This window comes from Arthrobacter sp. zg-Y1219, assembly GCF_030125545.1.
Lineage (GTDB): Bacteria > Actinomycetota > Actinomycetes > Actinomycetales > Micrococcaceae > Arthrobacter_B.
Genome location: NZ_JASKLY010000003.1, coordinates 274,588 through 290,226, shown reverse-complemented (window position 1 = coordinate 290,226; position 15,639 = coordinate 274,588). Strand labels below are relative to the sequence as shown.

The following is a 15,639-nucleotide window of genomic DNA, read 5'->3' as shown; positions in this document are numbered from 1 at the left end:
CGGCGCTGCCGGTGGGGTACTGTACTCACACGCTAAGGGCCTGAACTATCGGGGACAAGTCATCCGGCGGGCACAGCAGCAGAGCTGCGAAGCGCCGGGTGCAGGGGGAAAAGGAAGACAAATGGACCAGGAGCAGCCGGCGGCGCCGGAACAGTGGCGGGCCGTGGCGGCGGCGCTCGCGGACGAGCGCCGGCTTCGGCTGTATGCCCGGATCATCACGGCGGCCGAGCGCGGAACTCCGCTGGACGGACAGGCTCTGGAACCCAAGGAACGCAAATCACTGGCGGCCCTGCAAAAGGCCGGTCTCGTCTCCTCGGGTGCCTGCGACGTGCAACCGGCGGGCGGCGTGTTTGCCCGGCTGCTGGCCAGCGGCAAGGAGCCGCCCGAGACCTCGGCCCGGAGGTTCCTCGCGGACGGAAAAATCGCCGCGTATCCGCGGCGGCAGGCGGACCGGCTGGAGCTGCTCCACTACATCGCCGGGCATGTTTTCGAGTCCGCCCCGGCACCTGCCGACGCTCCTCCGGTGCTGAATGAACGCGGTATCACCGAACGCCTCGCGGAGTATTCGGATGATCCGGCCGCCGTTCGCCGCTACCTGGTGGACGAGGGCATCGTGTCCCGCAATCCGGAGGGTTCACGCTACTGGCTGTCTGCCCCGCGGCCGGCCGACGGCTGGGAATTCGCCGGCTGAGGAGCAGATCCGTTCGTGGCGCTAACCCGGCAGCTGCTCTGCTATTCCGACGTTCCCGCTTCGAGGATCGACACGATGGAGAAGAGCGTGAAGCAGACGGCTCCGAGCCCAACCAGCACGTGCGCGGGGACAAAGAACGCCGGGTCTATGCCTTCGGCTTCAGAGAGGAACGCGGCGAAGAACAGGCAGGTGAGCGCTGTTCCGATGGGCATCAGCGGGATGCGATTGGCCAGGGCAAACGTGCGGCGCCAGACGAGGGCGAGCAACAGCACCTTCGACAGGATGCTGAAGCAGATCAGCCCGAGGCCGATCAGCACGCATCCCGGGGCCAGCCGGTAGGGCTCGTGCGAGCTGAACAGCACGAATAGTCCGAGCAGCACATTGACCGTGCCGGCGGCAGCGACCAGCCAGGGCCAGGCCAAACGTTCGCCGTCGCTGAATTCGTTGCGCACCTGGCGCACGATGCTCGCGATCAGGCCGATCAGCGAGGTGCAGATCGCCGACAGGCCGATCAGGACGTGGCCGGCAACGAATCCGGGAGTGTCTCCGCGCACCAACAGGCCGATCGCAAGGCAGAAGCCGACGACGGCGGCCGCAACCGGAACTGCGAGCAGCACGGCGCCGACGGCGCGGGTGTGAGCACCTTCCGGCGGGCCGCCCTGAGGCTCGAGCAACTGTGCTGACTGGATGAGCGTGAATTTTGTGGACGCGGCCGCGACGGTGCTGACGCACGCGGCGATGAAGCCGACGCCGATCACAACGAAGCCCGCCGTGAGGTTCTCCGGGGTGTTGTCCCGGTTGGCCAGAACAATGCCCCAGATGACGGCGGCGGCAGCAGCCGCGTAGCCGGAGAGCGGCAGGATGATCTCCCACACGCGCCCATAGCGGTTGATGAGCTGCCTAATGATGGTGGCTGCCGTAGTGAACAGCGCATAACAGATGGCGGTCAGCCCGACATTGACGTGTCCGGCGACGAAGTGATCGGGGTTGTCAGGCCCGGCCAGGATGTAGAGGCCAAAGGACAGGCAGACAGCGCCCATCAGAAGCGGTATGGCACGGAAAATGACACTTATTGCATGGTTCATGGCGTCCCCGAAGGTGATCCCGTGCGGCTTCGACAGCATGGCCGGTCCGCGTGTAGTGCCAGTTTGCGCCTGTCCCAACCGGGGAGCAACGCCGGACCCTCGCAGCGCCGCGGACCGTTGACTCGGCAGGACGGTGGGCGTCGAATGGAAGTTGCAGCCCGACCGCCACCATCCGGCGGAAACTTCCAAGGAGGCCCCGATGGCCGCCAGTTTCACACCCCACGGCGCAGTCGCCACCCACCCCGGAGCCCGAGCTGCCACGGACCTGGGCTCGCCGGCGTCGTCCTATCTGCTGGCCGGTCCCGACACCGCCGCCAAGCCGCCGCCGGGCGGGCCGGCATCAGGGGCGCCGTCCGGGGCCGGGGCAGGAGCACGGCCGGCCGGAACCCCGCCAGGATCCTCGGCCGCGGGCCGGAGTGGATCGCCTCCGGCCCCGCCGGACGGCGGAGGGACGGCTCCGCATTCCCGCCGCCAGATCGTGCTGGTCTTCGCCGGCCTGATCCTTGCGGTGCTGATCTCCGCCCTCGACCAAACCATCGTGTCCACCGCTCTGCCCACCATCGTGGGAGATCTGCAGGGACTTGACCACCTGTCCTGGGTCATCACCGCCTACCTGCTCACCTCCACCATCGGACTGCCGATCTACGGCAAGCTCGGTGACCTGCTCGGGCGCAAGAACATCTTCATCTTCGCGATCGCTGTGTTCCTGATCGGTTCGGCGCTGTCCGGACAGGCCCGCAGCATGACCGAGCTGATCAGCTACCGGGCACTGCAGGGCGTGGGCGGCGGCGGCCTGATCATCGGCGCCCAGGCCATCATCGGGGACATCGTGCCCGCCCGCCAGCGCGGCCGGTACATGGGGCTGATCGGGGCTGCGTTCGGGCTGGCCTCGGTGAGCGGGCCGCTGCTCGGCGGCTACCTGACGGAGTACTGGTCCTGGCGGTGGGTGTTTTACATCAACCTTCCGCTGGGCGCCGTCGCGCTGGCCGTCATCATCACCTCGCTGCACCTTCCGACGCGATCCGGCCCGCGGCCGCCGCTGGACTACCTCGGTGCCGTGCTGCTGGCCGTGATCAGCGCCGCGCTGGTGATGCTGACCAGCTGGGGCGGGACCACCTATGCCTGGACCTCCCCGACCATCCTGGGGCTGGGGGCCGCCGCCGCCGTCGGCGTGGCAGTTTTCATTCCGGTGGAACTGCGGGCCGCCGAACCGGTCCTGCCGCTGCGGCTGTTCAGCAACCGCAACTTCCTGGTCTGCACCCTGGTGGGGTTGTCAGTGGGGCTGGCGATGTTCGGCAGCATCTCCTATCTGCCCACCTTCCTGCAAATGGTCAACGGAGCCTCCGCCACCGTGTCCGGGCTGATGATGCTGCCGATGACAGCCGGCCTGCTGCTCACCTCCATTGGCACCGGCCAGTTGATCTCGCGGACCGGAAAGTACAAGATCTATCCCGTCCTCGGCGCCGCCGTCATGATTGTCGGGCTCCTGCTCCTCTCGCGGATCTCCAACACCACGCCGTACGGGTTCACCGCCCTGGGCATGTTCGTGCTGGGGCTGGGCATCGGCGCGCTGATGCAGAACCTGGTGCTGATTGTGCAGAACAGCGTGCCCGCCCGGGACATGGGCACCGGCGTGTCCTCGGCAAACTACTTCCGGCAGATGGGCGGCTCGCTGGGGATCGCCGTTTATGGATCCGTTTTTATCCAGCGGCTGAACGACCAGGTGGCCGACGCCCCGGAACAGGCCGCCGGCGCGCTCCGCAACGGAGTGAACTCGATCAGCCCCTCGGAACTGAAGGCATTGCCGGCGCCCGTGCAGGACTTTATTGCCCGCGCCTTCGGAGACGCCCTGCCGCCGATCTTCCTGCTGGGCATTCCGGCGCTGGCCGCGGGCCTGATCCTGACCCTGTTCATCCGGCAGATCCCGCTCTCGGAAACCTCCCGGGTGGAAGTGGAGGAAAATGTCTAGGCAAAGAACGCCCCGGCATCTGATGCTCCGGCCGCAGAACGGCCGGGAGGGCCGGGAGGCCATGATCCGCAAAGCACCGCCTGAAGAGGTCGGCCAGCCCCGCGGGATGGGCCTGGTTTTTGCCGGCCTGATGCTGGCCGTGCTGCTGGCGGCACTGGACCAGACCATCGTGGCCACCGCCCTGCCCACGATCGTGGGGGAGCTCAACGGGCTCGAGCACCTGTCCTGGGTGGTGACGGCCTATATCCTGGCCGCCACCATCGGGCTGCCCGTCTACGGAAAGCTCGGTGACCTGTACGGACGGCGGACGATCTTCATTTTCGCCATTGTCGTCTTCCTGCTGGGTTCCGTGCTCTCCGGCCTGGCGCAGAACATGGGCCAGCTGATTGCCTTCCGCGCACTGCAGGGCGTGGGCGGCGGCGGGCTCATGATCGGCGCCCAGGCGATCATCGGCGATATCGTGTCTCCGCGCGAACGCGGCAAATACATGGGCCTGATCGGCGCCTCCTTTGGCCTGGCCTCGGTGGGCGGGCCGCTGCTGGGCGGCTGGATCACCGACTACTTCTCCTGGCGGTGGGTGTTTTACATCAACCTGCCCATCGGTGCCGTGGCGCTCGCCGTCATCGTTTCCTCCCTGCACCTGCCCAAACCTGCCGGCGCCAAGCCGAGGCTTGACTACGCCGGAGCTGCCCTGCTGGCCGTGGCCGGCGCCGCAGTGGTGCTTCTGACCAGCTGGGGCGGGACCACCTACGCCTGGTCCTCGCCGCAGATCCTGGGGCTGGCCGCCGTTGCTGCGGTGGCCGCGGCCGCAATCATCCCGGTGGAACTGCGGGCGCCGGAACCGATCATGCCTCCGCGTCTGTTCCGGATCCGGAACTTCGTGCTGCCGGTCCTGGTGGGCATCGCCGTCGGCATCACCATGTTCTCCACTATTTCCTATCTGCCCACGTTCCTGCAGATGGTCAACGGCGCCTCCGCCACAGTCTCCGGGCTGATGATGCTGCCGATGATGGGCGGGCTGCTGGTCGCCTCGATCGGCACCGGACAGCTGATTTCCCGGACCGGGAAGTACAAGATCTATCCGGTGATCGGCTGCGCTGTAATCATCGCAGGGTTGGTGATGCTCTCCCGGATATCGGCGGCCACACCGTATTCCTTCACAGCCGCCGGGATGCTGGTGATGGGTCTGGGCATCGGCTGCCTGCTGCAGAACCTGGTGCTGATCGTGCAGAACAGCGTGCCGATCCGGGACATGGGCACCGCCATTTCCGCCGCCAACTTCTTCCGCCAGCTCGGGGCGTCCTTCGGCATCGCCCTGTTTGGCTCGATCTTCATCAGCCGGCTGTCCGATCAGATGGCTGCAGCCCCGCCCGGCGCCGTGGACGTGGCGGCCGGCGGCATTAACTCGCTGAGCCCGGCCCTGCTCCGGACGCTGCCGCCGCCGGTACGGGACTTCATTGCCGAGGCGTTCGGCCAGGCCCTGCCGCCGATCTTCCTGCTGTCAGTCCCGGTGGCCGCTGCGGCCCTGGGGGTGGCCCTGTTTATCCAGGAGATTCCGCTGTCCAAAACTTCACGCGTGAAAACTGGCGGGGACGGGGCGGCGTAGCCGGCAGGTGCTGCCCGGCCGGGCAGCCGCGGCCGTTGTCAGGGGAGGGCCGTACACTGGTGTTAATCGAATATATGTTCGAAGATTATCTCTCCGGACAACTACTGTCCGGACAACAGGGTCCGCTGGTGTGGCGGGCCAACCATGGAGGATGCAGGATCAAGTCCTGCAGTCCGCATCGGCGGGAGAGTGAACTGAAGTGGGTGTCTTCAGCGAAGCAGTAGAGGTGGTGTGTTCGCCGGCCGGACAGCCGCTGCGGTTGTCCTGGCAGGGGCACACCTACAAGGTGGCGGCGGACCCGGTGCGCTGGTACGAACGCCGGAACTGGTGGGACGAAGAAGCGCGGGCCGAACGCGGGCACGGTGCCGGACTGGTGGATTCGGAGATCTGGCGCATCCAGACCCGGTTAAACGCGCGCTCGCCGCTGCGCACGTTGGATGTCTCGCACGACATTTCCACCGGCCGCTGGCGCCTGATCCGGATCCATGACGCCCTGCGGGAAAGCGCCTAGAGTCCGTCCGCCATGAGCTTTTCCCATCTGCACGCCGCCACAGCCTTCAGCGCCCACTACGGGGTGTCCTGGCCGCAGGACCTTGCGGCAGCGGCCGCCGCCGACGGCGCCGACGCGCTGGCCTGCACCGACCGGGACGGGCTGTACGGAACCGTCAAGCACCTGCGGGCCTGCATGGACGCCGGAATTGATCCGATTGTCGGCGTGGACCTGGCGGTGCTCGGCGAACCGGGGCCGGACGGGGGGCCCGCCGTCACCGGGCGGGTGGTGGTCCTCGCGCACGGCCGCCGCGGCGGCGCCGGTTACCGGGCGCTGTGCCGGCTGATCTCGGACGCCCATGCCGGCACCTCGGCGTCCGCGGCCCGCAAAGGCAGCCAGCCGGTGGGGGTGACGCTGCAGCAGCTGGCCGCACACGCCGGCGGGACCGACCCGGAGGACCCGGTCCTGACCGTGCTCGTTGGCCCCTGGTCCGACGTCGGCATCGCCATGCGCAGCCGCAGCTACGCCGTCGCCCGCACGCTCTTCTCCCGCTGGCAGGCGGTGCTGCCGCGCCGGGCGCTTGCCGTGGAGGTGGTGACGCACCTCAGCGCGCCGGGCGCCAACCTCTGCCTCGCCCACGCGGTGCGGATGTTCCGGCTGGCCGATGAACTGCAGCTGCCGGCCGTCCTCACCAACGCCGTGCGCTACGTCGACGCCGACGGCGCCGCCACCGCCGACGTCTTGGACGCCGCACGGGCGCTGACGTCCATGGCCCGGCTGGCGGACCTGCAGCCCAACGGGCAGGGCTGGCTGAAGAGCGCCGGACAGATGAAGGCGCTCGCCCGGGAAATCAGCGCCGAGGCCGGCTACGGGGGAGCGGGGGCGGCCCGCCTGCTCCGCGACACCGAGGCGCTCGCCGATGCCTGCCGAATGGACCCGGTGGCGGACATGGGCTGGAAACAGCCGGTGGTTCCGGAGGCATCGGTGATCGGGATCGAATCCGAACCCATGGCCGAGCTGGTCCGCCGCTGCGAGGCGGGCATTGGGCGCAGGTTCCCGGCCGCCGGCGCGGCCGCCGATGCGCGCCTGCGCAACCGGCTGGCCCACGAACTGGGCATCATTGAACGGCTGGGCTTCGCCGCCTACTTCCTGACCGTCGCCGAGGTCTCGTCAATGATCACCGGCATGGGGGTGCGCGCCGCGGCCCGCGGCTCGGGAGCCTCCTCGCTGGTGAACTATCTCCTCGGCGTCAGCCACGTGAACCCGCTGGCCCATGACCTGATCTTCGAACGCTTCCTCTCGCAGGACCGCTCCACCCTGCCGGACATCGACATTGACGTCGAAAGCGCGCAGCGGCACAACGTGTATCACCGCATCTTCGAACGGTTCGGCGCCGAACGCGTCACCCTGATGAGCATGCAGAACGGCTATCGTGCCCGCGGGGCGGTGCGCGACGCCGGCATGGCGCTGGGGCTGCCCGAAGAAGACATCGGAGCCGTGGCCAAACAGCTGTGGCGCTTCTCCGCCCGGAAGTTCCGGGAGGCGCTCGCGGAAAAGCCCGAGCTGCGGGAGGTCGCGGAACGGGTCGAGGGCAACCGGCAGCTGGATCTGCTGGTGGATCTGACCGAACGCCTGGACCGGTTGCCCCGGCACATTTCCATGCACCCGTGCGGAGTAATCCTGGGGGATGCGTCACTGCTGGACCGCACGCCGGTGCAGCCGTCCGGCCTGGGCCTGCCCATGTCCCAGTTCGACAAACACGACATGGATCCGATGGGCATGCTCAAGCTCGACGTGCTGGGCGTGCGGATGCAAAGCGCCATGGCGTACGCCCTGCAGGAGGTGCGGCGGCTGCATCCGACCAAGGCGGACACCGTCGCCGCCGGTGCCCATCCGGCCGGGCCGGACGGGCAGGGCCCGGACTACGTGCACGAGGACGGCTCCATCGACCTCGACGCCGTGCCGCTGGACGATGCGCCCACCTACGACCTGATCTGCAGCACCTACACCCTGGGCTGCTTCCAGATCGAGTCCCCGGGCCAGCGCGAGCTGATCGGCAAGCTCGCCCCCCGGGAGTTCAACGACCTGATCATCGACATCTCGCTGTTCCGGCCCGGGCCGATGAAATCCAACATGGTCCGCCCGTTCCTGGAACACCGGCACGGCTGGTCACCGGAGGTGTATCCGCACGAGGCGCTGCGCCCGGTCCTGGCCGAAACCCACGGCGTGACAGTGTTCCACGAACAGGTGCTGCGGACCTTCGACGTGTTCACCGGCTGCGGCCTGGCCAAGGCCGATGTGCTGCGCCGGCTGCTGGGAAATGAGGACGCCGAAGCCTCGGTGGAGGACTTCTTCCGGACCGAGGCAGCCAAGCGCGGCTACGGCGATCAGGTCATCGGGAAGGTCTGGGACACGCTGAAGGCTTTCGGCAGCTTCGGTTTCTGCAAGGCGCACGGAGCCGCGTTTGCCGTGCCCACCTACCAGTCGGCCTGGCTGAAGGCACACCATCCCGAGGCGTTCCTTGCCGGCATCTTTGAACACGATCCGGGAATGTATCCGCGGCGGTTGCTGGTGGCGGAAGCCCGCCGGATGGGCATCCCCATCCTGCCGCTGGACATCAACCGCAGCGGTGCCCAGTACCGGGTGGAACGGGTGCCGGCGGTTCCGGCCTCGCCCGGGCATCCGGCCCGGCCGGAAAAACTGGGCATCCGGCTGAGCCTGGCCGGGATCTACGGACTCTCGGCCGCTGAACTGCGGCGCATCGCCGCCGGCCAGCCCTATGATTCGCTGGCCGATCTGCGCGCCCGCGCCAAGGTCGGACGGAGAACCCTGATCCGGCTGGCCGCCCTGGGCGCCTTCGACTCCCTGGCGAAAGGCACCGGTACAGCGGCCTCCCGGGCCGATCTGCTGCACCACCTGGACCTGGCTCCGCCGCGGAGCGCACCGCGGAAATACGATCCGATTCCCGGCCAGCTCGCGCTGCCGCTGGGCGACACCGAACTGGAGAACCTGCCCGCCGAACTGCCCGAACCGACGCTGCGCGAAAAGGTGCGCACCGAACTGGACCTCCTGTCAGTGGACGTCAGCGCCCACCTGATCGACAGCTATGGCCCGCTGCTGGCGAAGCTGGGCGTGACCAAGGCCCGGGACCTGATGGAGCTGCGCAACGGTACCGAGGTGCTGGTGGCCGGGATCCGGGTGGCCACGCAGACGCCGCCCATGCGCGGCGGCCGCCGGGTGGTGTTCATCAGCCTCGACGACGGCACCGGCTGCGTCGACTGCACGTTCTTCACCGAGGCGCAGGAAAAAACCGGTCCGCTGCTCTTCGGAACGCAGCTGATGCTCGTTCGCGGCCTGACCCGCCGCACCGGGCCGCGCGGGATCAGCATGCAGGCGCTGGAGGCCTGGGACCTGAATGACACCGCCAACCTGCCCCGTCTCCAGCGCGGCAGGTTGGTGGGGCCCAACTACAGCGGATAACATCGAAGGGGCGCAGAAGGAGCCGGTCACCTCTTGACCGGCCCGCAGACGCCGTACAAACCAAATCTAGGAGACAACCGTGTCAGTGCCAGAACAGTTCACCCTCATCGTCGACGGCGAAGAGACCACGGTGGATACTGGCACCACAGGTGCACAGCTGTTCTTCGACCGCCGCGACGTCGTCGTCATGCGCGTGGACGGCGTCCTGAAGGACCTGGACACCGAGCTGGCCCCGGGTGCTTCCGTGGAGTCCGTGACCATCGACTCCGAAGACGGACTGAACGTGCTGCGCCACTCCACCGCGCACGTCATGGCCCAGGCCGTGCAGCAGCTGCGCCCGGACGCCAAGCTGGGCATCGGCCCGTACATCAAGGACGGCTTCTACTTCGACTTCGACGTTGCCGAGGCGTTCACGCCGGAGGACCTGAAGACCCTCGAGAAGATGATGCAGAAGATCATCAACTCGAACCAGAAGTTCGCCCGCCGCGTGGTGTCCGAAGACGAAGCCCGCGAAGCCATGGCCAACGAGCCGTACAAGCTTGAGCTGCTGGGCAAGAAGGACGGCGCCGACGAAGCCGGCGAGGGCGCGAACATCGAGGTCGGTGCCGGCGAGATCACCATCTACGACAACGTTGACCGCAAGTCCGGCGACGTCGTCTGGTGCGACCTTTGCCGCGGCCCGCACCTGCCCAACACCAAGCTCATCTCCAACGCCTTCGCGCTGACCCGTTCCTCCGCCGCCTACTGGCTGGGCGACCAGAAGAACCAGCAGCTGCAGCGCATCTACGGCACCGCCTGGCCCACCAAGGACGCGCTGAAGGCCTACCAGGAACGGCTGGCCGAGGCCGAGCGCCGCGACCACCGCAAGCTGGGCACCGAACTGGACCTGTTCTCCTTCCCGGACGAGCTGGGTTCCGGCCTGCCGGTGTTCCACCCCAAGGGCGGCATCATCCGCAAGGCGATGGAGGACTACTCCCGCCAGCGGCACACCGAGGCCGGCTACGAGTTCGTCTACACCCCGCACATCACCAAGGGCCACCTGTACGAGGTCTCCGGCCACCTGGACTGGTACCGCGACGGCATGTTCCCTCCGATGCACGTGGACGAGGTCACCGATCCGGAAACCGGCGCGGTCATCAAGCCCGGCCAGGACTACTACCTGAAGCCGATGAACTGCCCCATGCACAACCTGATCTTCCGCTCCCGCGGACGGTCCTACCGCGAACTGCCGCTGCGCCTGTTCGAATTCGGTTCCGTGTACCGCTACGAGAAGTCCGGCGTCATCCACGGCCTGACCCGCGTGCGGGGCATGACCCAGGACGACGCCCACATCTACTGCACCCGCGACCAGATGAAGGACGAGCTCACCAGCACGCTGAAGTTCGTCCTTGACCTGCTCAAGGATTACGGCCTGGATGACTTCTACCTGGAACTGTCCACCAAGGACCCGGAGAAGTACGTGGGCTCCGACGACGTGTGGGACGAAGCCACCCGCACCCTCGCCGAGGTTGCCGAAGCCTCCGGCCTGGACCTGGTCCCGGATCCGGGCGGAGCGGCCTTCTACGGCCCGAAGATCTCCGTCCAGGCCCGCGACGCCATCGGCCGCACCTGGCAGATGTCCACCATCCAGCTGGACTTCAACCTGCCCGAGCGCTTCGAGCTCGAGTACCAGGCCGCCGACGGCAGCCGCCAGCGCCCGGTCATGATCCACCGCGCCCTGTTCGGTTCCGTGGAACGCTTCATGGCGGTGCTCACCGAGCACTACGCCGGCGCGTTCCCGGCCTGGCTGGCTCCGGTCCAGGTGGTCGGCATCCCCGTGGCTGAGGCGTTCAACGACTACATGTTCGACGTCGTCGACAAGCTCAAGGCCCAGGGCATCCGCGCCCAGGTGGACACCGGCACCGATCGGTTCCCCAAGAAGATCCGCACCGCGTCCAAGGACAAGATCCCGTTTGTCCTGATCGCCGGGGGCGACGACGCCGATGCCGGCGCCGTGTCCTTCCGCTTCCGGGACGGCAGCCAGGACAACGGCGTGCCGGTTGAAGAAGCGGTGAAGCGGATCGTCGAGGCCGTTCGGAACCGGGACAAGTAAGCGGTCCCGGGCGAAGCGGCGGGGGAGCAGGAGTGCAGATGGATAACAGCAGCCAGGACGACGGCGGCAGTCCCTACCCGGGCGACGCCGGCGTCACGGATTCATTCGAGCTTCCCGGGGTGCCGGATTCCTTTGCACGCCTGTGGACTCCGCACCGGCTGGCCTACATCAAGGGCGGGCAGGAACAGGTCTCCTCGGAGCACAACTGCCCGTTCTGCGCCGCTCCGTCCCGTTCGGACGAGGAGTCGCTGATTGTGCACCGCGGCAAGCACGCCTTCGTCATCCTGAACCTGTTTCCGTATAACGCCGGGCACCTGCTCGTCTGCCCGTACCGGCATGTGCCGGACTACACGGACATCGACGAGCAGGAAACCGCTGAAATTGCCGCGCTCACCCAGACCGCCATGCGCGTGCTGCGGAAGGTGTCCAATCCCAGCGGTTTCAACCTCGGCATGAACCAGGGCGTCACCGGGGGAGCGGGCATCGCCGCGCACCTGCACCAGCACATCGTGCCGCGCTGGGGTGGAGACGGCAACTTCCTGCCGATCATCGCGCAGACCAAGGCCATCACCCAGACCCTCGGCGATGTCCGCCGGCAGGTGGCCGACGCCTGGCCGCAGGCCGCGGCAAGTGAGGACTGAGCGGTGCTGAACAAATACGCCCGCGGCTTCTTCACCGGACTGTTCACGCCGCTGGCTGCCTGGCTGCTGAAGCGGGGCGTCACTCCCGACGCCGTGACGATCCTGGGCACCCTGGGCGTGATGATCGGCGGGCTGGTCTTCTATCCGCTGGGCGAGCTGTTCTGGGGAACCCTGTTCATCACGGCGTTCATCTTCTCCGACGTGATTGACGGCATCATGGCGCGGCAGCAGGAGCGCACCGGGAAATGGGGCGGGTTCCTCGATTCCACCCTGGACCGGTTTGCCGACGGGGCCCTGTTTGCCGGTGTCAGCATCTGGTTCTTTACCGGCGGCGACAACGACGCGATCGGCGTTGCAGCCATCATCTGCCTGGTCCTGGGCATGCTGGTCTCCTACATCCGCGCCAAGGCCGAGTCCCTGGGGTTCAACGCCAACGTCGGCATCGCCGAACGCGCTGAACGCCTGGTCTCGCTGCTGGTCGCCACCGGCCTGGTGGGGCTGGGCGTTCCCGAAGTCCTGCTGCTTGTGGTCCTGGTGGCGCTGTGTGCGGCCAGCTGCGTGACGATCATCCAGCGCATGAGCGCCGTGCACCGGCAGGCCCAGCTGGGCAACCCGGCCGCCTAGCCGCACCAGTTCCGGCAGCCCGCTCCATCCGTTGTACAGATAACGGGCTCATTCCGAGCTGATAAGACCGTTGCCTGTACTACGGACGGCGGCTGCCGCCGGATCTTCCGGGAAGGCCTGCAGTGTCAGCGCAGGTCCAGGGTCAGCTGCTGGCCGCGGCCAATCAGCTCGAAGCCCCGGGCTGCACAGAGTTCGGCGCCCAGCGGAGCGGCATTGATCGCCAGCCGGTTCGCGCCGGCGGTGGCCGCAACAGTGGCGGCCCGGCTCAACAGCGCCGTTCCGTAGCCCTGGCGACGGCTGGACGGGCCCACGGCCAGGCCAAAGATGCCTCCCAGAGATTTTCCCGGCTCCTCCGCGGCGGGCACGTACACCCAGGCCCGGCCGGTGAGTTTCCCCTCACCGCGCGTGGTCAGGTGCCAAGCGGTGCGGGGATGGCCGCGCCCGGCGGCGAGTTCTTCGGCGTCGGGCCCTGACACCTCGGCGGGCTCCGGATCGATTGTTGCAGCCGCTGCGCTGTACTGCTGCGGCGCGTCAACCGGGGCGCTCATCCACAGCGGCTGCGGGCCGCGGCGGAAACCGAAGGCCTCCAGCGGTGCGTAACCCACCGCGTTGTTCAGCCAGACGGACACACTCTGGGCGCCCAGCCGCATGCCTTCGGTCAGGCCGGGACGGATCCCGGCAGGGGAAATCCGCTGCGGATACAGCAGCACCAGCTGCCGCCGTGCCGGCAGCCAGACCCACTCCGCTTCATGCGTGGAGAAGGTCCGGCCGCCGGTGACGCCGGCCAGCTTCTTAAGCCAGTCCTGGTGAAGGTCCTGACAGGCAGCAATGGTCACCATCGCGGATCAGGCCAGCCCGCGGCGGTGCAGCAGCGGCTCAATGGCGGCTTCGCGGCCCCGGAAGTTCCGGAAAGCCTGCAGCGGGTCGATGCTGTTGCCCCGCGCGAGCAGCTCACGGCGGAACCGGTCGCCGTTTTCGCGGGTCAGCCCGCCGTTCTCCTTAAACCACTCCACCGTGTCGGCATCCAGGACCTCGCTCCAGATGTAGGCGTAGTACGAGGCCGCGTAGCCGCCGGCGAAAATGTGCTTGAAATAGCCGGACCGGTAGCGCGGCGGCACCAGGTCCAGGGCAACGCCGGCCCGGCTCAGGGCGTCGGCCTCGAACTGCTGCGGATCGGCCACCGTCTCTCCGGGGGCAAGCTCGTGCCAGGCCAGGTCCAGCAGGGCCGCGCCGAGGTACTCGGTGGTGCCGAAACCCTCGCCCCAGGTGGACGCAGCTTCAATCCTGTCGATCGTTTCCTGCGGCAGCGGCTCCCCGGTGACGTGGTGCCTGGCAAAGTTGGCCACGACCTCGGGCCAGAGCATCCACATCTCATTGACCTGCGAGGGGTATTCGACAAAGTCCCGGGGGACGGCGGTGCCGGAGAACTGCGGATAGGTGACGTCGGAGAACAGGCCGTGCAGCGCATGGCCAAATTCGTGGAAGGCCGTGACGACCTCGTCGAAGGACAGCAGCGTCGGTTCGCCGGCGGGCGGCTTGGGAATATTCAGGTTGTTTATCACCACAGCCTGCGTTCCCAGCAGCGCCGACTGGTGCACGAGGGAGTTCATCCAGGCGCCGCCGGCCTTGGTGTCGCGGGTGTAGTAGTCGCCCAGGAACAGGCCGAGGGCTGAACCGTCGTCGTTCTTCACTTCCCAGACGCGGACATCCGGATGGTAGCCGGTGAGGTCCGGCCGTTCGGTGAAGGTCAGCCCGTAGAGCCGGTTGGCGGCATAAAAGACGCCGTCGTTCAGCACCCGTTCCAGTTCAAAGTAGGGACGGAGCGCCGAGCGGTCCACGCTGAACTTCTCGCGGCGGACCTGTTCGGAATAGTAGGACCAGTCCCAGGCGGCGAGCTCGTCAATGCCGTCCCGGCGGGCGGCCTCGCGCAGCAGCTCCGCTTCGGCGCGGGCATTGCGGACCGCCGGCGGACCCAGCTGGTCGAGCATTGAGTGGATGGCGTCCAGTGACGGAGCGGTCTGGTTATCGGTGGCGAACTCGGCGAGGTTGGCGAAACCCAGCAGGGCGGCCCGTTCGGCACGCAGGGCCGCCATTTCGGAGGCGAGGGCCAGAGTGTTGTCGTCGTTGTCGCGGAATCCGCGGTTCAGCGACGCCTCGAGGAGCCGGCGGCGGGTTTCCCGGTTCGTCAGCGAGGCAAGGGCTGGCTGCGAGGTAGGCAGGACCAGGGACAGCAGGTAGCTGCCCTCGGCGCCGGCTTCGGCGGCGGCCGCGGCGGCTGAGGCAACGTCATCAGCGGAAAGCCCGTCCAGTTCGGCAGCGTCTGCCAGGAGCAGCGCCGAATCGTTGGTGTCCCGAAGCAGTTTCTGGGCATAGTCGGTGCCCAGCACCGACAGGCGGGAGTTCAGTTCGCGCATGCGGGCCTGGCCGTCGTCGTCGAGCCGGGCTCCGGCGCGGATGAAGCTGCGGCGGTACTCGTCCAGGAGCCGCGCCGATTCGGCGTCCAAACCTTCGGGGGATACTGCTTCAAGCCGCGCCCAGAGGGCTTTGTTGAGGTAGATGCTGTCCTCGTGGGCGGCCAGCTGCGGTCCCACTTCCTGCTGGATGGCCTGCACCTGGTCCGTGGCGTCCGCCGCGGTGAGGGTGAAGAACGCAGAGGCCGTCCGCGCCAGCGTCTGGCCGGCCAGCTCCATCGCGGCTACCGTGTTGGTGAAATCGGGTGCCTGCGGGTTGGCCAGAATCGCATCGATCTCGGCAAGCTGTTCCTCGAAGCCGGCTTTGAAGGCGGGCAGGAAATCATCAGGGGTGATCTCCTTCCACGGCGGCAACTGATAGGGCAGCGTACTGGTGCTCAGGAAAGGGTTACTCATAAGGGTCAAGACTCGCACATGCGCGGTGAGGCGAACAACCGAAACGCCGTCGTACGCTTGCTCCGGCTGCGCGGTGCGGTCTTCGGGAGGGCGG

General features: G+C 67.6%; 11 protein-coding genes. 8 read left to right on the top strand and 3 right to left on the bottom strand.

Going from position 1 to position 15,639, the window contains the following annotated elements; genetic code table 11:
* The first annotated feature begins 121 nt into the window (after positions 1 to 121).
* Positions 122 to 691, top strand: a complete 570-nt coding sequence (locus QNO00_RS02485; protein WP_229965478.1) for a DUF2087 domain-containing protein — start codon at positions 122 to 124, stop codon at positions 689 to 691.
* A 41-nt stretch (positions 692 to 732) separates the two neighbouring features.
* Here the strand turns inward: QNO00_RS02485 and QNO00_RS02480 are convergent, their stop codons facing one another.
* On the bottom strand, positions 733 to 1,815 hold the full coding sequence (locus tag QNO00_RS02480; protein WP_284023507.1) for a DUF2776 family protein: 1,083 nt from the start codon (positions 1,813 to 1,815) through the stop codon (positions 733 to 735).
* Between the two features lie 160 nt (positions 1,816 to 1,975).
* Here QNO00_RS02480 and QNO00_RS02475 point away from each other — a divergent pair, with 160 nt between their 5' ends.
* From QNO00_RS02475 to pgsA, 7 genes are all read left to right on the top strand, one after another.
* A complete protein-coding gene (locus QNO00_RS02475) occupies positions 1,976 to 3,745 on the top strand; it encodes an MDR family MFS transporter (RefSeq protein WP_284023506.1) in 1,770 nt (589 codons plus the stop codon).
* Positions 3,738 to 5,351 (top strand): MDR family MFS transporter, encoded by a 1,614-nt coding sequence (locus QNO00_RS02470; protein ID WP_284023505.1) that lies wholly within the window; start codon positions 3,738 to 3,740, stop codon positions 5,349 to 5,351. The genes QNO00_RS02475 and QNO00_RS02470 overlap by 8 nt, the downstream gene beginning before the upstream one ends.
* A 199-nt stretch (positions 5,352 to 5,550) precedes the next feature.
* Entirely contained in the window at positions 5,551 to 5,862 is a 312-nt protein-coding gene (locus QNO00_RS02465) for a DUF6504 family protein (RefSeq protein WP_229965483.1), read from the top strand.
* A 12-nt stretch (positions 5,863 to 5,874) separates the two neighbouring features.
* Positions 5,875 to 9,321: a DNA polymerase III subunit alpha gene (locus QNO00_RS02460; protein WP_284023504.1), complete on the top strand. Its 3,447-nt coding sequence runs from the start codon at positions 5,875 to 5,877 to the stop codon at positions 9,319 to 9,321.
* A gap of 79 nt (positions 9,322 to 9,400) precedes the next feature.
* Positions 9,401 to 11,413, top strand: coding sequence for a threonine--tRNA ligase (thrS, locus tag QNO00_RS02455; RefSeq protein WP_229965485.1), 2,013 nt, complete (start codon positions 9,401 to 9,403; stop codon positions 11,411 to 11,413).
* A gap of 38 nt (positions 11,414 to 11,451) precedes the next feature.
* Positions 11,452 to 12,054, top strand: coding sequence for an HIT family protein (locus tag QNO00_RS02450; protein ID WP_229965487.1), 603 nt, complete (start codon positions 11,452 to 11,454; stop codon positions 12,052 to 12,054).
* Between the two features lie 3 nt (positions 12,055 to 12,057).
* Positions 12,058 to 12,678 carry a phosphatidylinositol phosphate synthase gene (gene pgsA, locus QNO00_RS02445; protein ID WP_229965489.1) on the top strand — a complete coding sequence of 207 codons (621 nt, stop codon included), beginning with the start codon at positions 12,058 to 12,060 and terminating at the stop codon, positions 12,676 to 12,678.
* Positions 12,679 to 12,803: 125 nt separating this feature from the next.
* Here pgsA and QNO00_RS02440 read toward each other — a convergent pair whose 3' ends face one another.
* Both QNO00_RS02440 and QNO00_RS02435 read right to left on the bottom strand, forming a co-directional pair.
* Positions 12,804 to 13,517 carry a GNAT family N-acetyltransferase gene (locus tag QNO00_RS02440; RefSeq protein ID WP_284023503.1) on the bottom strand — a complete coding sequence of 238 codons (714 nt, stop codon included), beginning with the start codon at positions 13,515 to 13,517 and terminating at the stop codon, positions 12,804 to 12,806.
* Between the two features lie 6 nt (positions 13,518 to 13,523).
* A complete protein-coding gene (locus QNO00_RS02435; RefSeq protein ID WP_284023502.1) occupies positions 13,524 to 15,545 on the bottom strand; it encodes a M3 family metallopeptidase in 2,022 nt (673 codons plus the stop codon).
* Positions 15,546 to 15,639: the final 94 nt, after the last annotated feature.

Excerpts from the sequence above, each read along its gene's own strand:
- QNO00_RS02485 (WP_229965478.1), top strand. The coding sequence starts at position 122 with ATGGACCAGGAGCAGCCGGCGGCGCCGGAACAGTGGCGGGCCGTGGCG.
- QNO00_RS02480 (WP_284023507.1), bottom strand. The coding sequence starts at position 1,815 with ATGCTGTCGAAGCCGCACGGGATCACCTTCGGGGACGCCATGAACCAT.
- QNO00_RS02475 (WP_284023506.1), top strand. The coding sequence starts at position 1,976 with ATGGCCGCCAGTTTCACACCCCACGGCGCAGTCGCCACCCACCCCGGA.
- QNO00_RS02470 (WP_284023505.1), top strand. The coding sequence starts at position 3,738 with ATGTCTAGGCAAAGAACGCCCCGGCATCTGATGCTCCGGCCGCAGAAC.
- QNO00_RS02460 (WP_284023504.1), top strand. The coding sequence starts at position 5,875 with ATGAGCTTTTCCCATCTGCACGCCGCCACAGCCTTCAGCGCCCACTAC.
- QNO00_RS02450 (WP_229965487.1), top strand. The coding sequence starts at position 11,452 with ATGGATAACAGCAGCCAGGACGACGGCGGCAGTCCCTACCCGGGCGAC.
- QNO00_RS02440 (WP_284023503.1), bottom strand. The coding sequence starts at position 13,517 with ATGGTGACCATTGCTGCCTGTCAGGACCTTCACCAGGACTGGCTTAAG.
- QNO00_RS02435 (WP_284023502.1), bottom strand. The coding sequence starts at position 15,545 with ATGAGTAACCCTTTCCTGAGCACCAGTACGCTGCCCTATCAGTTGCCG.